The 21,548-nt window shown below is 60.6% G+C and carries 20 protein-coding genes and 1 pseudogene; 9 read left to right on the plus strand and 12 right to left on the minus strand.

The window, feature by feature from the left end; all coding sequences use genetic code 11:
- Positions 1-12 precede the first annotated feature (12 nt).
- From JG746_RS28285 to JG746_RS37860, 5 genes and pseudogenes are all read right to left on the minus strand, one after another.
- Positions 13-879, minus strand: coding sequence for a carbohydrate ABC transporter permease (locus JG746_RS28285; RefSeq protein WP_202355717.1), 867 nt, complete (start codon positions 877-879; stop codon positions 13-15).
- On the minus strand, positions 876-1,829 hold the full coding sequence (locus tag JG746_RS28290; RefSeq protein WP_202355718.1) for a carbohydrate ABC transporter permease: 954 nt from the start codon (positions 1,827-1,829) through the stop codon (positions 876-878). The genes JG746_RS28285 and JG746_RS28290 overlap by 4 nt, the downstream gene beginning before the upstream one ends.
- An 85-nt stretch (positions 1,830-1,914) precedes the next feature.
- Positions 1,915-3,159, minus strand: coding sequence for an ABC transporter substrate-binding protein (locus JG746_RS28295; protein ID WP_202355719.1), 1,245 nt, complete (start codon positions 3,157-3,159; stop codon positions 1,915-1,917).
- Positions 3,160-3,616: 457 nt separating this feature from the next.
- Positions 3,617-4,582 carry an ROK family protein gene (locus JG746_RS28300; RefSeq protein ID WP_244730494.1) on the minus strand — a complete coding sequence of 322 codons (966 nt, stop codon included), beginning with the start codon at positions 4,580-4,582 and terminating at the stop codon, positions 3,617-3,619.
- 111 nt (positions 4,583-4,693) lie between these two features.
- Positions 4,694-4,822: pseudogene (locus tag JG746_RS37860) on the minus strand (hypothetical protein); the annotation flags it as partial.
- A gap of 157 nt (positions 4,823-4,979) precedes the next feature.
- Between JG746_RS37860 and JG746_RS28305 the strand changes: the two are divergent.
- The 7 genes from JG746_RS28305 to JG746_RS28335 all read left to right on the plus strand — a co-directional run bounded on the left by JG746_RS28305 (position 4,980) and on the right by JG746_RS28335 (position 11,926).
- Complete coding sequence (locus JG746_RS28305; RefSeq protein ID WP_244730496.1) at positions 4,980-6,233, plus strand: ABC transporter substrate-binding protein; 1,254 nt, start codon at positions 4,980-4,982, stop codon at positions 6,231-6,233.
- 65 nt (positions 6,234-6,298) lie between these two features.
- Positions 6,299-7,234 carry a carbohydrate ABC transporter permease gene (locus JG746_RS28310; RefSeq protein ID WP_202355722.1) on the plus strand — a complete coding sequence of 312 codons (936 nt, stop codon included), beginning with the start codon at positions 6,299-6,301 and terminating at the stop codon, positions 7,232-7,234.
- Positions 7,227-8,132 carry a carbohydrate ABC transporter permease gene (locus tag JG746_RS28315; RefSeq protein ID WP_202355723.1) on the plus strand — a complete coding sequence of 302 codons (906 nt, stop codon included), beginning with the start codon at positions 7,227-7,229 and terminating at the stop codon, positions 8,130-8,132. The genes JG746_RS28310 and JG746_RS28315 overlap by 8 nt, the downstream gene beginning before the upstream one ends.
- 52 nt (positions 8,133-8,184) lie before the next feature.
- Entirely contained in the window at positions 8,185-9,291 is a 1,107-nt protein-coding gene (locus JG746_RS28320; protein WP_202355724.1) for an ABC transporter ATP-binding protein, read from the plus strand.
- A 30-nt stretch (positions 9,292-9,321) separates the two neighbouring features.
- Positions 9,322-10,089 (plus strand): SDR family NAD(P)-dependent oxidoreductase, encoded by a 768-nt coding sequence (locus tag JG746_RS28325; RefSeq protein ID WP_202355725.1) that lies wholly within the window; start codon positions 9,322-9,324, stop codon positions 10,087-10,089.
- 26 nt (positions 10,090-10,115) lie between these two features.
- The gene (locus JG746_RS28330; RefSeq protein WP_202355726.1) at positions 10,116-11,114 is read left to right on the plus strand and encodes a sugar phosphate isomerase/epimerase family protein; all 999 of its coding nucleotides are present in this window, start codon (positions 10,116-10,118) and stop codon (positions 11,112-11,114) included.
- Positions 11,114-11,926 carry an SDR family NAD(P)-dependent oxidoreductase gene (locus JG746_RS28335; protein WP_202355727.1) on the plus strand — a complete coding sequence of 271 codons (813 nt, stop codon included), beginning with the start codon at positions 11,114-11,116 and terminating at the stop codon, positions 11,924-11,926. Before JG746_RS28330 ends, JG746_RS28335 begins: the two co-directional genes overlap by 1 nt.
- A 742-nt stretch (positions 11,927-12,668) precedes the next feature.
- Here the strand turns inward: JG746_RS28335 and JG746_RS28340 are convergent.
- The 3 genes from JG746_RS28340 to JG746_RS28350 all read right to left on the minus strand — a co-directional run bounded on the left by JG746_RS28340 (position 12,669) and on the right by JG746_RS28350 (position 15,784).
- Complete coding sequence (locus JG746_RS28340; protein WP_202355728.1) at positions 12,669-13,553, minus strand: carbohydrate ABC transporter permease; 885 nt, start codon at positions 13,551-13,553, stop codon at positions 12,669-12,671.
- Positions 13,543-14,475, minus strand: a complete 933-nt coding sequence (locus tag JG746_RS28345; protein ID WP_202359504.1) for a carbohydrate ABC transporter permease — start codon at positions 14,473-14,475, stop codon at positions 13,543-13,545. Before JG746_RS28345 ends, JG746_RS28340 begins: the two co-directional genes overlap by 11 nt.
- Positions 14,476-14,614: 139 nt before the next feature.
- On the minus strand, positions 14,615-15,784 hold the full coding sequence (locus JG746_RS28350; protein ID WP_202355729.1) for an ABC transporter substrate-binding protein: 1,170 nt from the start codon (positions 15,782-15,784) through the stop codon (positions 14,615-14,617).
- Between the two features lie 547 nt (positions 15,785-16,331).
- Here JG746_RS28350 and JG746_RS28355 point away from each other — a divergent pair.
- The gene (locus JG746_RS28355; RefSeq protein WP_202355730.1) at positions 16,332-17,342 is read left to right on the plus strand and encodes a Gfo/Idh/MocA family protein; all 1,011 of its coding nucleotides are present in this window, start codon (positions 16,332-16,334) and stop codon (positions 17,340-17,342) included.
- Between the two features lie 17 nt (positions 17,343-17,359).
- The gene (locus JG746_RS28360; protein ID WP_202355731.1) at positions 17,360-17,779 is read left to right on the plus strand and encodes a GlcG/HbpS family heme-binding protein; all 420 of its coding nucleotides are present in this window, start codon (positions 17,360-17,362) and stop codon (positions 17,777-17,779) included.
- A 28-nt stretch (positions 17,780-17,807) separates the two neighbouring features.
- On the opposite strand, the gene otnC is transcribed toward JG746_RS28360, so the two are convergent.
- Genes otnC through JG746_RS28380 form a run of 4 tightly spaced genes read right to left on the minus strand, consistent with a single transcriptional unit; the run spans position 17,808 to position 21,529 of the window.
- Positions 17,808-18,446, minus strand: a complete 639-nt coding sequence (gene otnC, locus JG746_RS28365; protein ID WP_202355732.1) for a 3-oxo-tetronate 4-phosphate decarboxylase — start codon at positions 18,444-18,446, stop codon at positions 17,808-17,810.
- A complete protein-coding gene (gene otnK, locus JG746_RS28370) occupies positions 18,443-19,714 on the minus strand; it encodes a 3-oxo-tetronate kinase (RefSeq protein WP_202355733.1) in 1,272 nt (423 codons plus the stop codon). Before otnK ends, otnC begins: the two co-directional genes overlap by 4 nt.
- A 52-nt stretch (positions 19,715-19,766) precedes the next feature.
- Positions 19,767-20,867, minus strand: a complete 1,101-nt coding sequence (locus JG746_RS28375) for a threonine aldolase family protein (protein ID WP_202355734.1) — start codon at positions 20,865-20,867, stop codon at positions 19,767-19,769.
- Between the two features lie 5 nt (positions 20,868-20,872).
- A complete protein-coding gene (locus JG746_RS28380; protein ID WP_202355735.1) occupies positions 20,873-21,529 on the minus strand; it encodes an aspartate/glutamate racemase family protein in 657 nt (218 codons plus the stop codon).
- Between the last annotated feature and the right edge of the window lie 19 nt (positions 21,530-21,548).

A 21,548-nucleotide genomic window follows, 5' to 3' on the forward strand; every position in this document is an offset into this window, starting at 1 on the left:
TTCCTTGCGTTGCTATTCCTTGACCGCGCCCGACGTCAGCCCCGAGACGAAGTAGCGCTGGAAGATGAGGTAGACGATCGCCGCCGGCAGCACCGTCATGACGATCGCCGCGTTGAGTTGGCCGTAGTCGCGGGCGAACTGGCTCTGGAACGACATCAGGCCGAGCGGCAACGTCCAGCGGTCCGGATCCTGCAGGATGACCAGCGCCATGGCGAACTCGTTCCAGGTGGCGACGAAGTCGAGGATCAGCAGCGCCGCAAGCACCGGCAGCGACACCGGCAGGAAGATGCGCCTGAACACGGTGAAATGCGACGCACCGTCGATAAGCGCCGCCTCGCTCAGTTCCTTCGGCACGTCCCTGAAGAAACTGTGCAGGATGAAGACCTGGTAGGGGACGCCGAAGGCGAGATAGGGCAAGATGATGCCGACATAGGTGTTGATCAGCCCGAAGCTGTTCACCTGTTTGAAGATCGGCGCCAGCATCACCTGGAACGGGATCATCGTGCCAAACACGATGGCGAGGAAGACCACTTTGTGTCCCCAGATCTGGATGCGGCTCAGCGAATAGGCGGCCATGGCCGATATCATCAGCCCGAGCGGCACCTTGATGAGGGTGATGATGGTGCTGTTGACAACCGTCGTGCCGAAATCGCCGCGCCGCCAGGCATTGGTAAAATTCTCCCAGGCGAGGCTGGTGGGCGGCGCGAATGCGCCGGTCCCCATTACCGTGGCGTTCGATTTCAGCGACGTGAAGATGATGAAGACGAATGGAGCGATCCAGACCATGGCGACGATGATCAGCGCGATCCACAATGCCACCAGCAGCGGATCCACCCGCTCCGCGCCGGCCTGTCGAAAGGGGCTGGCGACGCCACTCATTGATACGCCTCCTGCCGCTTCAGCGTCCAGCGCAGATAGGGGATGACGATGGCAACGGTGATGAGCAAGAGCACGACGGAGATGGCGCTGCCACGACCGAAGTCACCGAGTTGCATGGCCTGCGTATAGGCCCACATAGCGAGCATCTGCGTCGATTGTGCCGGGCCGCCGCCGGTCATGCCGTAGACGATGTCGAAGGCTTTCAGCGAGTTGATCAGCGACAGGATCAGGACGATGGTGATAGTGGGCCTCAGCGCTGGAAGCGTCACATAGCGGAACAGCTGGAAGCGTCCTGCGCCATCGATGCGGGCGGCTTCGATCAGCGTCTGCGAGACGCCTTGCAGCCCGGCCAGGAACAACACCATCGAGAAGCCCGCGACCTCCCAGACATAGCCGATGAAGACCGAATAGAGCGCGATATTGCGGTCGCCCAGCCAATCCTGGATCAGGTTGGGCCATCCGGCTGCGGAGAGCAAACTGTTGAACAACCCGAAGAAGGGGTCGAACATCCAGCGCCACATGGTTGCCACCGCGATCGGTGCGATGATCACGGGCATGTAGAACAGGGCGCGCAGCGGCGATCGGCCAGGGATGTTCTGGTTCAGGCCGAGCGCCAACCCAAAGCCGATCAGCGGCGGGAAGATTACCGACAGGAAAGTCCAGATCAGCGTGTTCTTGAAGGCGACCCAGAACACCGGATCGTCGGCGAGCACGTAGCGGTAGTTGTCGAGCCCCACCCAATGCTTGTCGGCGTTCAGTCCATTCCATTTCATGAAGCTGAGCTGGATGACGTCGATCATCGGATAGAAGGCAAAGACTGCGTAGGCCAGCACCGCGGGCGCCAACAGCATCAGTCCCTGCAAGGTCGGATCCTGCAGTTTCCGGCGAAGCTGGCCTGACCGGGCAGGCATTCGCGCATGGCGATCGGCGGCGGAAATGTTCACGGCCATGTATCGTCCCAGGAGCGGTGCAGGAGAATCGGCTGGCCGGCCCCGGCCTGCGGCTTGTCGGGGCCGGCCATCGCGAGGTTCAATATCAGCTGCGATTGCCGATGAATTTCTGCAACTCGGCGGCTGCCGCCTTGGGATCGAGATTGTCGCTTGCTACCTCGTTGATCACCCGGAAGTATTCGGTGGTGACGTCGAGCGGAAAAGCCTGGTCGCCATTGACGAACGTCGCGGGGAACTTGCCAAAGATCTCGATCCATTTCTGGTCGAGCGGTTCTGTGCTCGTGTATTTGACGTTCTTGTTGACCGAGATCGAACCGAAATCGCCTAGGTGCTTTTGCTGCACGTCGGTGGATTCAAGATAGTTCAGGAATTTGGCGGCGATGTCGGGAACTTTGCTCTTGGTCGAAATGTAGTTGTACTCGGCGAAGCCGTAGAGGCGGTCAGTACCGGTCGGGAACGGGAACAGGCCAAAATCCGCGGTGCGGTTTTCGCCCTTGAGCTGCCCCACCAGCCAGTCGCCTTCAAGCATCATGGCGGCTCGACCGCCGAGGAAGAGATTGAACGACTGCGCCTGATCGATCCCCATGAACGGCTTCAGCGTGTAATTCGATGTCCATTTGTGGAATTCCTCGAATGAGGCCGTGGCGCAGGCCTCGTCGGCCCAACTCACCTGCATGCTCATCAGACGGTCATGCTTGTCGACGCCGCATTTGGTTTCCAGGATCATGTCCATGAGACGCATGACGTGCCAGTTGACGGTCCCGCCAAATGTGATCGCCGGGATGCCGGCGGCTTTCAGCTTCTCGGCGTCCGCGACAAGTTCATCATAGGTCGCGGGGGCCGTGGTAATACCGGCCTTCTCGAACAGCGCCTTGTTGTAATAAAGCGCCTCGCCGTGGAATGTGTAGGGCACGCCGTGCCTGCCACCCTCATACTGCTTGGAGAAGGAAAGCGCCGGCGAGAGCAGTTCGTCGTCCCATTTGTATTCCGAGTAGTATTTGTCGAGCGGCAGGCTGAGCCCCGCCTTGACGAATTCGCCGCCAAGGCCAAGACCGCCCCACATGAAATAGATGTCCGGTCCCTGGTCGGAACCTGAGGCGACCCGTAGCGCCGACTTGTGTTCATCGGTGCCGCGGCCTTCCACCTTGATGGTGACACCAGGATTGGCAGCCTCGAATTCCTTGACGATGTCAGCCCATGCCTTGTTGGCGGAATCATTGGCGAAGGTCAGGGTCCAAACCTTGACTTCTTGCGCCGACGCTTCACCCGCGACCACCATGGCGATGGCACCCAAAAGCGCTACGCGCCGAAGTTTCCTTGACGTTTGCATAGTCTCCTCCCTTGACCGTGTACTCGCATCCGCCGAACCCTGGTCAACCTTAGCGGCAGCCATCATCATGTCAACTGGTATGATGAGATGAAGAGCGGGAGGATGCTTGCGGGTGATCAAAACTGCCTTCCAGGTCAGCAGCCTGGGCGGGCAGCAACGTGCCCAATCCGCCAACGATCAGCACCTTGCGAGGGCGTCGATCCACTTCATGTTGGCGAAGGTTCGTATCGTCTCATAGGTCGAGGAAAACGAGGCAGCTGCGCGCCACCTCGTCCAGCCCGGCTTGGGAATCATCGCCCGTGCCCGTGCGCACCGGAAAATTGCTTCTGAAACCTAAGACGCTCATGAAGAGAGCGTCCGCCATTTGGTGGATACGGCTTCATCGCCAAGGAGATCTGGCGCATGCGCAAGCCCGGAGGCTCTTCAACCCCCCGCAGTCGCGACTTGACCCAGCCGATCAGCCGAGCGAGAGTTCCTTCGTCTGGTGTCTCAGTACGAGGCCGACCGCGCCCAGCAACGCATCGTTCTCGGTGTGCTTGCCAACGATTATCCGCGTGCGCAGGGCCGGAGCGACATCGCGGGACTTGATGAGCGTGTGGCGTTCATAGGACGCGATCAGCGGCGTCAACAGAATGTCACCCGCCAACGCCATCTGGCCCCCGATGATGATGAGCGGCGGGTTGAGCACCGAGCCGATCAAGCCGAGACCCCGGCCGGCAATCTCGGCGGTATCCTCGATCATCCGCAACGCCCTGACGTCGCCCTCCTTGGCCATCATAATGACATCGTCCATGGTGACCTGCCGCCGCACAACACGCGAAATCTGTTCCAGTGGCCGGGCAAAACTCGCATAGAGCTCCAGGCATCCGCGATTGCCGCACCGACAAAGATCGCCGCCGGGATCGATGCTGATGTGCCCGAATTCGCCGGCACCGCCGGCAATGCCCGTCACCAGCTGGCCATGCTGGACAATGGCGCCACCAACCCCCAGATCGATCTTGAACAGCACGAAATCGTCTTGGCCGATGGCCGCACCCCACATCAGCTCGGCAATGGCCGAGCAGTTGCTCTCGTTGTCGGCGAAGATCGGCCGCTCCAGGACGGGTCCAAACACATCTCGTATGTTGACGCCAGCCCATGTTGGAACGATGCTCGCGCGCAGGACCACTCCATCGCGACTGACAGGACCAGAGACGGAAATCCCAACCCCCAGGAGTCCCGCCATCGGCAGACCATTTTCTTCGTAAGATTGGGCAATTGCCGATTTGGCCATCTGGGCCGCCTGCTGCGGTTGGTAGTCCAGTGCCATGGGGATAGTTTGTTCGGCAATGACGGAATGTGAGACATCGGCGACGATCAGCCTTATCTGCTGAAGCCCCAGATGAATTCCGACGCAGGTGCCCGCTGTCGGATTGAGCGTCACGGCCGCGGCCGGCCTGCCAATGGCTCTGATCCCCTCGTGGCTGGTCGGGGCTTCGATTACCATGCCCGATTTTCTCAAGCCATTGAGCGCGGTTGAGACCGTCGAGCGCGCCAGACCGGTGACACGTGCGATCTGCGACGCCGAGAGGGCGCCGCGCTCACTCAGGCAACGCACAATCATGCTCTCCGGCGATGCGGGCGGCCTGTCGATCAGCCAGGTTCTAAGCGAAGGTTTTGTCATGGACCAACATAAACATCGTTGACTGATAGCTCCAATATGTCATCTTGGAAAGAACTTGAGATTAACGCATCTCGCCGGCGGCGGCTTCAAACCGCGGCCATAAGCGGTCGATACGAACCGTGCAACACCATATGGGAGTGAAACTATGAAATGCATCATGACCGCCCTCGCGGCCGCCGTTGCGTGCACCTTTGCCGCCGGGGCAGCCTTCGCCGAGCCCAAGACGAACCTGCTGCATCAATGGGCGACTGGATCGGACGCGCAGGCGATCGCCAAGCTCGGCGAGATGTTCACCGCCAAGGGCGGCAAATGGGAACAGACCTCGATCGCCGGTCACACGGCCAATACGCTGGCCAAGCTGCGTGCCGACGTGATCGCCGGCAATGCCCCGCCCGCCGTGCAGCTGAAAGGTCCGGAAATCGCCGAGTGGAACAAGACCGGCATGACCGCTGATCTCGACGAACTGGCGGCTTCGGAAGGATGGGAAAAAGTGGTCGCGCCGGAATTGCTTCCGGTGATGAAGCCGACCGGCAAATGGGTCGCCGCCCCCATGAACATCCACCGCATCAACTGGCTGTGGGCCTCGCCGAAGGTCATGCAGGCCGCCGGCGTGACGGAAATGCCCAAGACCTGGGCCGAGTTCAATGCGGCCTGCGACAAGATCGTCGCGTCCGGCAAGATCTGCATCTCGCATTCGACCGCCGACTGGACGGATTCGACGGTGTTCGAGGTCGTGCTCTACGGCCAGGATATCGATCTCTACCGCAAGGCCTTCGTCGAGGGCGATGTCGAATCCATGCGCAGCCCGGGGATGGTCAAGGCCTTCCAGCAGATGCGCCTGATGACGACCAAGTACATGGATCCGGGCATGGTTGGCCGCGACTGGGATTCGATGTCGGCGCTCGTGGGCAAGGGCGACGCGGCTTTCCACATCATGGGCGACTGGACGATCGGCCTGCTGACCGCCGCCGGCTTTAAGGAAGGCACCGACTATGTCTGCGCCCAGGCGCCGACCGATTGGGGCAAACCCGGCTTCATCCTCAACTCGGACTCGGTCGTGTTCTTCAAGCAAAAGGACCAGGATTACATCGACGGCCAGAAGCTGCTTGCCAGCCTGATCCTGTCGCCCGACTTCCAGACGGTCTTCAACCAGGCCAAGGGCTCGATTCCCGCACGCCTGGATATCGATCTGTCGAAGGGCTTCAATCCGTGCCAGCAGCTCTCGCAGAAGGATCTCCAGGCTTCGATCAAGGACGGCACGCTGGTCCGCTCGATGGCGCACAACATGACCATCCCGCAGAAGATGCGCGGCGCGATCATGGACTCCATTACCGAGTTCGTAGCGACGCCCGACATGTCACCGGAGGACGGCGCCAATGCGATGGCCGACGCGGCCGAAGCACAGAAGTAGACAGGAACGGCCGGGCGCAGTTTCTATCCGCACCCGGCCATCCTCCATCCAGTTCCGCGCCGCAAATGTCAAATCACGACCTGATCCTGTCGACCCCGGCGCCCGCCCGCCCCTGGCGCGAGCGGCTGGGCTCCGCGATGCCCTTGCTGGTGCTCGGCCCCTCGCTTGTGGCGAGCTTCGTCTACGTTTTCGTGTTCACCGGCTGGACGCTCTACATCTCGCTCTCCAACTCCTCGCTGCTCCCGACCTACGGCTTCGTCGGTCTGGACAACTACGCGTCACTCTGGGCGAACCGGCGCTGGAACATCGCTTACACCAACCTCTTTCTCTTCAGCGGTTTCTACATCGTCGGTTCGATGGCCGTGGGGCTGCTGCTGGCGATCCTGATCGACCAGCGTGTGCGCGGCGAAGCGGTCTGGCGCACGATCTTCCTCTATCCGCTGGCCGTCTCCTTCATCGTCACCGGCACGGTCTGGAGTTGGCTCTATAACCCGACCGACGGTATCCAGGCGATGGTGCGCGGATTGGGCTGGACGAATTTCAGCTTCGCGCTCGCCAGCGACCGACACTATGCAATCTATGCGGTGATCATCACCGGTGTCTGGCAGGCCTCGGGCTTTGCCATGGCACTGTTCCTGGCGGGTCTGCGTTCGGTCGATTCGGACCTCGTCAAGGCCGCGCAGATCGACGGCGCATCGACCTTCCGCATCTATCGCAAAGTGCTTCTGCCAACGATTGCGCCGATCTTCCTGGCGGTCGCCGTCATCCAGATCCAGTTCGCCATCAAGACCTTCGACCTCGTGGCGGCCCTCACGAAAGGAGGCCCGGGTATCTCGACCACGTTCCCTGCCATCTACGTCTATGACCTGATGTTCCAACGCGGCCAGATCGGCGAAGGCGCCGCGGCGGCCATCATGATGCTTGCCGCTCTTGCCGTGGTGCTGGTGCCCTATTCGTTCTGGGTGGTCTGGCGCCGGCGCAAGGAGGCCGGCCATGGCTGACGTCTCGCTGGACCAGGTGCAGGATCATCACGCTGCCACAGTTGCGGCGCGCAGGCATTTCCTCACCCGCTTCGTCATCTATGGGCTGCTGGTTATCTTCGCGGCGATCTACCTGGTCCCGTTGTTGGTCGTGGTGCTGAATTCATTCCGCGACCAGCAAGAGATCGCGCGCAACGGGTTGATCTCGCTGCCACGGAGCTTCCGCCTTGAAGCCTGGGGCCAGGCCTGGAGCACCTATTGCATCGGCGGCACCTGCGAGGGCATGCAGCGCAACTTCTACAACTCTCTGAAAATGACGATCCCGGCGACGATCATCTCGACGGCGGTCGGCGCGATGAACGGTTACATCCTGTCGAAATGGCGCTTCAAGGGTTCGGAAGCGCTGTTCACCTGCATGCTCCTCGGCGTCTTCATTCCGGGCCAGATTTCGTTGATGCCCTGGGCGTTCATCCTCGGCAATCTGGGCCTCAGCAATTCGACCTACGGGCTCATCGTCATACATGTCATCCAGGGCATTTCGTTCACCACGCTGTTCTGCCGCAACTACTACGTCAGCATCCCCGACGATCTGATCAAGGCGGCACGCATCGATGGCGCAGGCTTCTGGCGCATCTTCCGCAAGATCATTCTCCCGCTCTCCTCACCGATCCTGATCGTCACGGTGATCTGGCAGTTCACCGGCATCTGGAACGAATATCTGTTCGGTGTCGTCTTCACCTCCGGGCAGCAACAGCCGATCACGGCCGCACTCGTGGCGCTGACGGCAAGCGGCACGAATGTACGCGCCTACGATGTCATGAGCGCCGCCGTGCTGATCGGCGCGCTGCCGCCGCTGCTGATCTATCTCTTCGGTGGCAAGTATTTCGTCCGCGGCCTGACCCAGGGTGCGATCAAGTGACGGGAGCCTATCTGATGTCGCCGACGGCCCCGACCGCCAAGAAAGGCATCGCATGTCGACATTGACCATCCGATCCCTGCGCAAGAACTACGGCGCGGTCGAGGTGCTGAAGGGCATCGATCTCGAGGCGCAGAACGGTGAGTTTATCGCGCTGGTCGGACCGTCCGGCTGCGGCAAGTCCACATTGCTCGCGATGATCGCCGGACTGGAAACCGTAACCTCCGGCGAGATCCGCATCGACGGCCGGCTGGTCAATTCGGTTGCACCGAAGGACCGCGACATCGCCATGGTGTTCCAGTCCTACGCGCTTTACCCGACGATGACGGTGCGCGAGAACATCACCTTCGGCATGGAAAGCCGCCGCGTACCGAAGCCGCAACAGGACGAGGCGGTCAAACGGGTTGCTGCGTTCCTGCAGATCGAACCGTTGCTTGGGCGCAAACCCGGACAGCTTTCGGGCGGCCAGCGCCAGCGCGTCGCGATGGGCCGGGCGCTGGTGCGTGATCCGAAACTGTTCCTGTTCGACGAGCCGCTCTCCAATCTCGACGCCAAGCTGCGCGTCGACATGCGTACCGAAATCAAGAAACTGCATCACCGCGTCGGCAAGACGACGGTTTACGTCACCCACGATCAGGTCGAGGCAATGACGCTCGCCTCGCGCATCGCCGTAATGCATCAGGGATCGGTCCAGCAATTCGATGAGCCGGCCACGATCTACAACCGTCCGGCCAACATGTTCGTCGCGGGCTTCATGGGATCGCCGGCGATGAATTTTCTGCCGGCCGAACTGAGCGAGGAAGGCGGTCGCCCTGGCGTTGCCTTGCAGGCCGCCAACGGCAAGACGGCCGTCCTGCCGATCGTCCAGACCCTTCCATCCAATACGCCGCGACAGCTCGTGCTTGGCATCCGGCCGGAGCACATCTACCGGTTTGATCCCGATCTTCAGCGTCGCAAGCCAAGCATCGCGCAAATCGATGCCGTGGTCGAACTGGTCGAGCCGACGGGTGCGGAGACCATGGCCGTTCTGCGCCTGGGCGCCAAGGAGATCACCGGTCGTTTCGATCCCGACGGTACGCCTCGGATGGGTGAGACGGTGACCCTCGGCATCGACATGGCGCGTGCGTGCCTGTTCGACCCGACGACCCAACGCCTGATCTGACCCAACGCCTGATCTGAAGAGAGTTCGCATTTGCCCTTTGCCACCTATCCGAGCCTGGCCGACCGTGTCGTGCTGATTACCGGCGGCGCGTCTGGCATCGGCGCCGATACGGTTCGCGCCTTCACCGCCAATGGCGCACGCGTCGCGTTTCTCGATCTGCAGCAGGAGGCCGGCGAAGAGCTCGCGCGAGAACTCGGCGCCACGGCAGCGCACCCGCCGCTGTTCATGCGCTGCGACGTGACCGATATTGCCGCCCTCCAGGCTGCGATCGGCACGGTGCGCGACCGCCTCGGACCTGTCGCGGTGCTGGTCAACAACGCCGCCGACGACAATCGCCACCCGGTTATCGACGTGACGCAGGCGTACTGGGACCACGCCCAGGACGTGAACCTCAGGCACCACTTCTTTGCCGCCCAGGCCGTGCATCCGCACATGAAGGAACTGGGCTTTGGTTCGATCGTCAATTTTTCCTCGATCGCCTGGCGTTTCGGCGCGGCGGACATGGCGCCCTATGCGACGGCCAAGGCTGCAGTGGTCGGATTGACATTCGCGCTGGCGCGGGCGTTTGGTCCCGACAACATCCGCGTCAATGCCATCGAGCCGGGCGCCGTCATCACCGACCGGCAACGGCGGCTTTGGTACAAGACGCAGGCGTCGATCGACCAGGTGGTGCAGCGCCAGATGATCCGCCGGGTTCTGCTGGGCGAGGAGATCGCGCGTACGGTGCTGTTCCTCGCCGCCGACGATAGCCGCATGATCACCAAGCAGTCGATCACCGTGGATGCCGGTCTGCGATGACCCCAGCCCCATCAAAGGATCGCTCCATGCTCCAGGTCGGCCTGAACCCCTACGGTCTGACCTATCATCTCGGCCTCCAGGCCCGCGGCACGCCACGCGCCAATCCCAAGCCGGCAGGGCTGGAAGGTTTCATCGCGCTTGCGACCGAACTTGGCGCGCGGGTGCTGGAGATCTGGGTGCCATGGCTGACGGAGCTTTCCGACGACGCGGTGATCGCGCTGCGCGAAAGGCTTGCAGGCCTTGGGATCACACCGATCGTCAGCGGCGGCCTTCTGGTGGGCGAACCGCTCGACGCGGCATTTCGAGCCGCTCGCCTGCTGAGGGTGAAAATCATCCGAACCGCGCTGACGCCGGTTCTGTGTGGCGACCGCAACGCCGCCGGCGAGAAATGGGGCGAGTTCGCCGGCACCATTCGAGACAGATTGAAGGAATGGGGCCCCCGCGCGATTGCCGAGGGCCATGTGCTTGCGATCGAAAACCACCAGGACTTCACCAGCCAGGAACTCGTCGATTTCTGCGCGCTCGGCGGCGAAGGCATCGGCGTCACTTTTGACACCGGCAACACATTCCCTGTCGGCGAAGCGCCGCTCGATTTTGCGCGGCGGATCGCACCTTATGTCCGCCATGTCCACCTCAAGGACTACCGCGTGCAATTCACGACCGAAGGCTACAGGCTGATCCGTTGTGCCATCGGCGATGGCGCAGTGCCGTTTGCCCAGCTGTTCGCAGTTCTTGCCGAACATCACGATCGCATGACCGCCGTTCTGGAACCAGGCGCATTGGAGGCGAGGCATGTCCGCTTTCTCAGCGACGACTGGTGGCACGGCTATCCGCCGAAAACGGCGCGCGAATTTGCCGCCTGCCTGCGGGCCGCGCAGCGCAATCGCCTACCCGACGACGCTGACTACCGTACCCCTTGGGAGCGCGAAGACGACGGTTCCCTCGTTTCCTATGAGCTCGACATGATCCGGCGCAGCGCCGCCAACATGCGCAACCTTGGTTTGATGAAAGTGGAGAAGATCTGATGGCGACACGTGAACTCGATGGATTGACCGCCTTCGTCACCGGCTCCGGTCGTGGCCTTGGTCGCGTGATGGCCGAGCGCCTGGCGGAACTCGGCGCCAATGTCGCGATCCATGACATGGATGAAACAGCACCGGCCAAATATGGCGAGTTCGCCAATCTCGGCGAGGTGGTCGAGCGCCTGAAGCGGCATGGCACGAGGGTCACTTCGGTAACCGGAAACATTGGCGACCAGAAGGCAGTGGCCGAGATGAAGCGCAAGATCGAGGCCGATCTCGGTGACGTGCATGTGCTTGTCAATTGTGCCGGCGGCGACATCGGCGCCAAGGGCGGCAAGCCGACCCCCAACAACGCCCTCGACATCGAACTGGAAGACATCCGCGTGCTCACGGAGAACAATCTGATCGGCACGATGCTGGTCTGCCAGGCTTTCGTGCCGCCAATGAAGCAGCGCGGCGGCGGTTCCGTCATCAACATCGCGTCGGCGGCAGCACATCTCGGCGTCTCACCCGAGGTCGTCTACTCGACGTTGAAGGCCGCGGTCGTACATTACACGCGCTGTCTCGCCAAAGAACTGATTGACGATGGCGTGCGTGTCAATGCGGTCAGCCCCGGCGCCACCAAGACGGCCCGGTTCCAGGCGACCCGAGTGGTAGATCCCACGCGCATGGATTCGAGCAAGAAATCGCTGAACCGCTATGCGGAGCCGGAAGAAATCGCCGAGGCAGTGGCCTTTCTCGCCGGTCCGCGCGCGCGCTTCATCAACGGCCAGGTCATCCGCGTCGATGGCGGTTTCACTATCTTCCCAGGCTAAATGGTCGCTGTTTGGCGATGTCCGCTGTCGAAGGGACGCGGCCGCAGATTGACGTATGTTCGGCGGCGTCTGAGTGGTCCCGTCATTCCCACTCAATTGTTTTTAACCCAGCTAGGTCTTTGATCTAGCTGGGTTTTTTCTTGTTTGCGACGCACAACGCCGCCCTATGGACCGTCAAAAAGTTACGCTTTTGATTTTAAACGGAAAATCGCCGCAAAAAATATTTTGAGGTTTCATCAACTATCGGGGCCAATCGGACAATTTCCTCATCCCACGGCACCCGACTGCGGGTCTAAGCCATCCCGAAAAGTACCGTCACCACCCTAAATAGCGCATTTTCCGATCGCAAGCGCAATACTTTGGTAGGCCGGGAGGACGTCTCTCGCACGCTTCGACAATTGAAACCTGGGGCATCGAAGGGCGACCGCCGGTTGACGAGTTCAATCGCGCCCTGTCAGTGATAGTAAATATCCAGGCGATTGCAGTCCCTGACCGACATAGCGATATCCCAGGCGATTTTCGCTCGCGTTCCGGCAGAGCGTCGCGCCACTGCCTGAGCCCGCGTCTGAGCCCTCGCAGAACCCCATTTGTCCACCAAGCGCGTCGCTATCGCTTGCACGTTGGTCTCGTACAAAAGGTATTGCTGTAGGTCGCGCAATTTGATGCTAGGCCTCACACCCAAGCTCCATTTCAACAACTTCCAGGCTCCATGCCTAGCCGCGACCACCGACCAGTCCTCTCGTTATCCCTTGATCGAACCGGCCATGAGACCGCGCAGGAAGTATCTGCCCGCGAAGACATATATCGCCAAAGTAGGCAGCGCGGTCATGACCACGGAAGCCATATCGACGTTGTAGGCTTTGACGCCCGTCGTCGTGTTCACGACATTGTTTAGCGCCACCGTGACCGGAACATTTTCACCAGACGTAAAGGTCGTCCCGAAAATGAAATCGTTCCAGATGTTGGTGAACTGCCAGATGATCGACACGACGAAACAGGGTATCGAAATCGGCAGGATGACGCGCCAGAGGGTCTGATAGAAACCGGCGCCGTCGACCCGCGCCGCCTTAACCAGATCCGACGGCAGCGAAAGGAAAAAATTCCGGAAGAACAAGGTGGTGAAAGGGATGCCGTAAACCACGTGGACCATTATGAGTCCGACCATGGTGTTGGCGACGCCGATAGCGCCCAGGGTTCGCGCCATCGGAATCAGGATGATCTGGAATGGAATGAACACGCCGAACAGCAGGATTGCGAAAATCAGATCCGCGCCGCGGAATTTCCACTGCGTCAGTGCGTAGCCATTGATCGCTCCAACCGCCGTGGAAATCGCCACGGAAGGAACGATCATCGCCACGGAGTTGATAAAGAAGTCCCTGAGGCCCGCGCAGCGCAATCCTATGCAGGCCTCGGACCACGCCTGGCGCCAAGGCTCAAAGGTAACACGCTGCGGAAGCGACAGGATCGATCCGTTGCGGATATCGTCAAGGTCCTTCACCGAAGTCAGGACCACGACCAGCAGCGGCATAAGATAGACGGCTGCGAAGAGGATGAGGCAAACATAGATGAAGATGCGGGCGACTTGATGCGACGCGCCGCGCTGCAGAATGATGGCATCAGCGCTCATTGCGGTTGTTCCTGATGTCGATATAGAGATAGGGAACGACGATAGCGGCCACGGTCATGAGGATCATGATGGCGCTCGCGGCACCCACCGCCATTTGATCACGCCCGAATGTCTGCGTGTACATGAAGGTCGCTGGCAGATTGGTGCTGTTTCCAGGGCCGCCTGACGTCAGTGCGACGACGAGGTCGAAGCTCTTCACGGCTTGTTGCATCAGGATGACGCCCACGGTCATGAAGGTCGGTCCAAGCTGAGGTATGATGATGCGCCGATAGATTTGCGTCGCCCCTGCCCCGTCGAGCCTTGCAGCTTTGACAAGATCCTCATCGATGCCGCGCAACGCCGCCAGAAACAGGGCCATTACAAAGCCCGAAGACTGCCACACACCGGCGATGACCAGGGTGTAGATCGCGTATTCGGTATTGACCAGCCAGTCGAACCTGAAGCTTTCCCAGCCCCACATATGGAGCATACGCTCCAATCCGAGACCTGGATTGAGGATCCACTTCCAAGCCGTCCCTGTGACGATAAAGGACAATGCCATCGGGTAGAGATAGACGGTCCTGAGGAAGCCTTCCGCGCGGATTTTCTGGTCGATCAGGATCGCCAGAGCGAGGCCGATTGCCGTCGAGAAACCAATGAACAGAAAGCCGAATATGAAGATGTTGGACACAGCGATCTGCCATATCGGGTTAGACCAGAGACGACCGTACTGGGCCAATCCGACAAAGCTGTAGTTGGGCAGCATTTTGGACGCAGTAAGCGAGATCACGCCGGTCCAAACCATGAAGCCGTAGATGACAACCAGCACGATTACCACCGATGGAGCCAGCGCCAGTTGAGATGCGTTCTTGGCCAGCCACAGCCGAAGATCGGACTTTGGCTCGCTATGGTCGGCGAGAGCGCCGGCATCGGGAAAACTCATCGCCACGGTATGGCCTTTCTGCATGTTCCGGATAGCGTCCCCGCGGTGCGGCGAGCGGGCATGCGGCGCGATCTGCGAAGTCGTTGAGGCAGCGCCCCCGAAACTCCGGTTCGGGGGCGCTGCCTCGGCTCGAATGCTGTTACTCGGCCGACTTCAACCCGGCCACGAGCTGATCGATCGCCTGCTGCGAGGTCATCGTGGGCGTTTCGAAGAAGGTCGAGACCACATCGAGGAAGACGCCGGTCTTGGTGGCTCCTGTCGCAGCATTGTGCGTAAGCGACGGCAGCGACGTGTTCGTCTTCTGTGCCTCGGCGCGATCGGCATAAGCCGCTTTGCCGCAGAAATCGAACTTGTCCATCGAAACGTCCACACGGGACGGGATCGACCCCTTCTTGATGTTGAAAGCCTCCTGGAAATCCTTGTCGAGAATCGCGGACGCCATCTCGATCTGGCCCTTGACGCGGTTTTCATCCTTCGTCGTGAAGAAGCCGAAATTGTCGGTAAGCCAGACATAGTCGCCCTTGGTGCCGGGCGCCGGCGAGCAGCCATAGTCGACATTCGGCTCCATCTTGGCGAGCGACAATTCGCCCTTTGCCCAATCGCCCATGATCTGCATGCCGGCTTCGCCCTTGATCACCATCTGGGTCGCCAGGTTCCAGTCGCGGCCGGGGTAGTTCTTGTCGACGAATTTGTTCATGACGCGAAGCTGGTCGAACACCTTGACCATCGTTTCGCTCTTGATCGCTTCCTGATCCTGCTCAATCAGCGCCTTGCGGTAGAAGTCAGCACCGCCCAGGCCAAGCACAACGTTCTCGAACAGATCGGCTTCCTGCCAAGGCTGGCCGCCAAGCGCCAATGGCGTCACGCCTGCGGCCAGCAGCTTCTCGGAGACCTGATTGAATTCGTCCCAGGTGGTTGGCGGCTGGACGCCGGCCTTGTCGAAAACCTTCTTGTTGTACCAGAGCCAGTTCGACCGATGGACATTGACCGGCACAGCGACGGACTTGCCGTTGTACGATATGAGCGGCACCAGCTCCGGAGCGATGATCTTGGCCCAGTCCTCTTTTTTGGCCAGGTCGCTGAGATCGGTAAGCACACCCTCTGCAGCCCAGGCCTGAACCTGCTGCGCATGCATCTGCGCAGCTGACGGCGCGGTATCGGACGCGATACGCGCACGCAGGACCTGCACCATGTTCATTCCGGTACCCCCGGCAACCGGAGAATCCGACCATGAGACGCCGCGCTTCTCGAGCAACTGTTTCAATACGTCCAGACCTGCCGCCTCGCTGCCGCTGGTCCAGTAGTGCATGACTTCAACATTTTCTCCCCCAGCAAGCGACATCGTTGAGGATGCCGACAACATGATAGAAGCAATGACAAGACTACGTGTGATCATCTGAATTCCCCTGTTTAGTTTTCTGACAATTTTCGATCAAATCAATCCATTCAGCGCCTGCAGCAGACGACATTGTGTTTCGTCGATACAGGAATTGCCGATCGGGATGTTTGCAGTTCTAGCCCGACTTTCTATCGGCTCGGTCAATGTGCTCGCATCGCACCAGCGAGCCGCACCCTCCAGTTGGCGACAAATGTCTGACCATGATGTGTATATTTTACATATCTGTCAACAATTGTGGCTCACCAAAATAGCCTCAGGCGCAAATTTTTGGCGACGGACAGCACATAAAGCCCATTAACATGCTGAAAATTATGAGATAACGCCAGAATCTTGATTTCCTGGGTCGCCTGTTTTCTGTGAGGCTTGTTGACAAATCAATCCGTTGTCAGACAATTGCGTAGGCGAGCCACGACACAGAGCTGCGGCTCGGCGGAAAATCAACAGGAAAGGAAACAGGATGGCCGATACCGTTGTCTGGGGCCTGATCGGCGCAAGCACGATCGCACGCGAGTGGATGGTGGATTCCATCAGGAAACATCCGTCCGGGAAGGTAAAGGCGATTGTCAGTTCGGATTTGGACAGGGCCAAGGCCTTCGCCAGCGATAAGGCTATTGCCGCCAGCTATGCGTCAGTCGAGTCCATGCTTGCGGACCCTGAGATAACCGCCGTCTATATAAGCACGACCAACGAGCGGCACGTGCCGGACGCCTTGGCCGCAATTGAGGCTGGCAAGCACGTGCTGTGCGAGAAACCCTTGGCCCTTGAGATCGCGGATGCCCAGAAGATCGTGGATGCGGCTCAAGATAAGGGAGTCGTTCTGGCGACCAACCACCATCTTCGAAACATGGAGAGCCACCGAGCCATCAAGAGCCTGATCGACCAAGGCGCGATTGGAAATGTGAATTCGATCCGCGTCTTCCACGCTGGGGAACTTCCAGACAGCCTGAAGACCTGGCGACTGCACGACAAGGCTGCTGGCGGTGGCGTGATCTATGACATTACCGTTCACAACGGAGACCTGCTTCGTTTTTACCTTGGCGCCAACCCAATCAGGATAGCGGCCATCGCCGCGACTTCGGGAGCAGGCCCGAAACGCATCGAGGACAGCGTGATGTCTGTCTGGGAATTTCCGGGCGACATCCTCGTGCAATGCCATGACAGCTTTGTTGTCGGTCACGGACCGCGTGGCGTGGAAGTTCATGGCAGCAAGGGCAGCATCCTGGGCATCGACGTCATGTCCCAAGCGCCCGGCGGCCGTGTGATCCTGCGCACGAAGGACGGCGACCGCGAAATTCCACTGGAACTGAAAGTGACCTATGACAGGGGCATCTCCGATTTCATCGCGGCCATCCAAAACAGCGGCAAACCCTCCTCGTCTGGCGACGATGGCGTCTGGAGCCTGAAGCTGGCAAAGGCGGTAGCCGAATCGGCAGCGACGGGACGAACGATTTCGATAGAACAGACCTGAATCTGGGTGACCGCATCATGCTGACCATTTCTACACTTGGCCACGCCGACGCGGAGCGCGCCGTCAGGGTGATCTCTGATTCAATCCTGGCCGATGGCAAATGCGCAGTCATCGCCGTGGTGGATCAGCAGGGTGAATTGATCGCCCTGTCTCGCCTCGACGGTGCACCCTATCCATCCATCCTGATTGCAGCCAATAAGGCATGGACCGCCGCACGCGAGCGCCGGCCCTCGATGGATGTCGGGCAGGCAGCAAGAGCGCCGGGCGCGGGCTTTGACATGGGTTCCTATGGCGACAGCCGTTACACCGGCTTTGGCGGCGGACTTCCTGTCATTATCGATGGAAAGGTGGTCGGGGCCGTCGCCGTCAGCGGTCTTTCCACGCAGGAAGACATCGATCTGGCCAAAACGGGAGTGGACGCCATCTTGCAGGGCTGATTGCGCTGCCAGCTGCAGCCATCGTCCACTACGGCTTTCCAAAGACCGTCCCCAGTTCCTCGACCTGGGCGTCGGTAAGATAACGCAACTTCATCGATCGCAGCACGATGAGCAGTTTGGCCGTCTCTTCCAGCTCTTCGGCGGCGAATACTGCGGATTCCAGATCCCTACCCGCGACGACAGGCCCATGATTGGCGAGCAGGACGGCGGCATATTTCCCCCCCAGATCATCGATCAACTTGCCTGCCTTTTGGTCGCCGGGCCTGACATAGGGAAGAATCGGGACCTGCCCGACCCTCATGATGACGTAAGGCGTCAGCGGAGGAATACAATCGTCGGCGTCGACATCGGCCAGGCACGAGAGCGCCGTGCAGTAGGTCGAATGGAGATGGACGACTGCGCCAGTCGCCGGCCGGCTTTCGTAAAAGGCGCGGTGCAGGAAGACCTCCTTTGACGGTTTGTCGCCGGATATGTGGCGCCCATCCCGGCCGATCTTGGAAATCCTGTCTGCGTCGAGGGATCCCAGCGAAGAATTGGTAGGAGTGATGAGAATGCCGTCTTCCACCGCGCAGGAAATGTTCCCCGCCGACCCGACGGAAAACCCGCGGTCGAAAAGCGACTTTGACAGCCTGACAATGTTGGCCCGAACCTGTTCTTCGCTAGTCATCGTCCCGCCATTCGTTGAAGTGCCTTGGAAAAGAAGTCGCGCGATCCGAAGTTGCCGGATTTTAGCGCGAGCGCCATGGAAACCGGCGCTGCCACGGAAAGCACAGGCACGCCTGGATCGATTTCCATGCCAATCGCGACGCTCTCGACTGCCAGCGCGCTGACGACCGCACCGGAGGTTTCACCGCCAGCGACGACCAGCCGCCTGACCCCGGAATCGACGAGGTCGCGGGCGGCATCGGCAAACAATCGATCCAGTCTATCGGCGACCGCCCGCCGACCGTACCGGGCTTGCGCCGCTTCCACGTCGGCCGGCGTTGCGGATGAGTAGGCGATGGGCTCGCGCCCTATATTTGCCAAGGTGAATGCCACGATATCCCGCTTGGTCATCGTGCCGGCCATCACGTCGTCGACCGCTACAGCGAGACCGGGATGCGACTGAAGGTGGAAGTCGATCTGGCCGCGCGTCGCGGTGGAGCAACTGCCGGCAAGGATCGCCTCGGGACCGTCGACGCTCGACTTCTCGGGCAGCGCGCCCGAAGCCTTTTCCTGTGCTATGAAATTGGCGGGCAGGCCGAGGGCTATACCCGATCCGCCGGTTACAAACGGGCTGTCCCGGACGGCGGCGCCTATCGCAAGCAAATCCGCATCGTCGATAGCGTCGACGATCGCCAGCACCTCTCCGCTTGTCGCCGACGCCCTGAGCGCATGCGCGACCGCGTCTCCGCCCGCCTTGACCGCAGGCCAGGCGATATGACCAACCGGGCTTGCGCACTGTTGCTGGAGCCAACGTCTCAGGTCCGGATCGGTCATCGGGTTCAAGGGATGATGCTGCATGCCCGATTCATGAAGAAGCCGACCTCCGACAAACAGATGGCCCTGATAGACTGTTCTGCCAGCTGTCGGAAACGCAGGACAGGCGACGACGCCCCTGACGGCAAGCGCCTCTGCGATCGCCTCGGCGACCGGCCCTATGTTGCCCTCCGGCGTGGAATCGAAGGTAGAGCAGTATTTGAACACGAACTGCTCACATCCCTGTTTCCGCAACCACGCAACGGCCGCCAACGACTGATCGATAGCCTCCTTGGTCGGGACGGATCTGGTCTTCAGCGAAATGACGCCGGCCTCGATGTCGGGCTTGGCATCCCGCACCGGAACGCCGAGAAATTGGGACGTCTTGAGCCCGCCCTGGCCGGGAAGGCCCTTGGCGATCGTGTTGGCGATATCGCTCGCGCCGGTAAAATCGTCGGCGATGACACCCAGAAGCATGAGGTACTCCGCGAGACCGAAATTCGTGAAATGGAGGCAGCGATGCCCGCTTCTAGTAAATCGCGTCCACGCCGGCTTTGTTCACGCCAGACGACTGTCGACCTCGCGCCGAGCCGCAAGACTTGGCGATGAGGTCGGAGGCCACTAGAGCGTCGCGCTGTGTAACCTCCCGGTGCGTCAGGAGGCGCAAGCGCCCTTCCTTTACCGGCGAGATGCGCAAGCCGCTTTCGAGCAATTCGGAATGCAGGTAGTCCACGTCGAACTCACTTTGGGGCAGATTGACGAACACGATGTTGGTATCGACGGCGGATGGATCGACATCCAGGCCCGCGTCCCTCAATCGTGTGGCCAGAAGTTTTGCGTTCTGGTGATCTTCCGCGAGGCGATCTACCATCGTTCGCAGTGCGACCCGCCCGGCCGCGGCTATCACCCCAGCCTGACGCATGCCACCCCCAAGAATCTGCCGCCAACGCCGGGTCTGCTCGATGATCTCGGAACTCGCAGCAACGACCGCACCGAGCGGGCAACTCAAGCCCTTGCACAGGCAGAATGTGGTCGTGTCGACAGGCTGAACGAAATCGCTGACCGGTCTGCCAAGGGATATGGCGGCATTGAAGATTCGCGCACCATCGAGATGGACATTAAGGCCGCTCTCATGGGCGATGCCAGCCAGAACCGCGAGATCCTCCGGGCTCATCACCCTGCCGCCAGCCGCATTGTGAGTGTTTTCCAGGCACAGCAAGCTTGCAGGTGCGCTCAGCCGCGACTGCCCCACAGCGATCGCGTCCGCGAGCGCCGTCGGGGAGATCATGCCGCCTATTCCCTGGATGGGGCGTGGTGTCAGACCGGCAATCGTCGACGGCCACCCGCTTTCCTTGATGTGGATATGCGCGGCCGCCTCCAGGATGATCGAGGTTCCGCGTGGCGCCAGCGCCATGGCTGATACGACGTTTCCCATCGTGCCGCTGATCACCAGCATCGCACTCTCGACCCCGAGCAGATCCGCGACTTCCGCCTCGAAGTCGAGCACGGTCGGATCGTCGCGGAAGAAATCGTCCCCGAGCTCGGCGCGCGACATCGCCTCGATCATTTCGGGGGTCGGAGTGGTGACCGTGTCGCTGCGCAAGTCGATCATTTTATTGGAAGCCTTCATGTTGTCTAAGCTCCCCATGCGCCGCCGGGCTCGAGATCCCGGAGCGCACCGATGAACCCGATGCGGGGACTGGTCAGGATCGGAACCTCGGTCTTGCCGACGAGGGGCAATGCGGCAGCCATCGAGGCCTGTGCCAGCACAACCACGTCGGCGTCGAGAGTGGCTGCGGCGATGCCCTGCGCCACCGCGTCGAGATAAGAATCGATGTTGCCGCTCAGAAAAAGCTGTCTCGCTCTGTCGAGCACGACGGAATCGATATCGGGCTGACGGCCTGCGACCCTGGCTTCCGCCTCGATAAGCGCAGCGGTCGGAGCAATCGTGGTGCCGAGCGTCGCCAGGACCAGAATGCGGCTCGCAGTCCTGACGCTTTCGCGAGCCATGGGCCGGTCGATGCGCAACACAGGCTTGCCCGACGTCGAGTTGGCGACATCGGCGGCTGCCCCGATCGTGGAGCAGGTGCAAATCACGGCATCGGCCCCCAGCCGGAACTCAGCCAGCATGGCTTCGGCGGCAGCGGCTATGATTTCGGGCGTAGCGCTGCCGCACTCGATCGCGGACTTCAGTAGATCCTCCCGCACCGTATGCTTCAGCGCTATTCCCGCGCCGAACTCCGTCGCAAGGCCGTCGAACACCGCGACCAGCGCAGGCGCGGTGTGAAACATATGAAGGATCAAGGGGCGG

Source organism: Mesorhizobium sp. 113-3-3 (genome assembly GCF_016756495.1).
Taxonomy (GTDB): domain Bacteria; phylum Pseudomonadota; class Alphaproteobacteria; order Rhizobiales; family Rhizobiaceae; genus Mesorhizobium.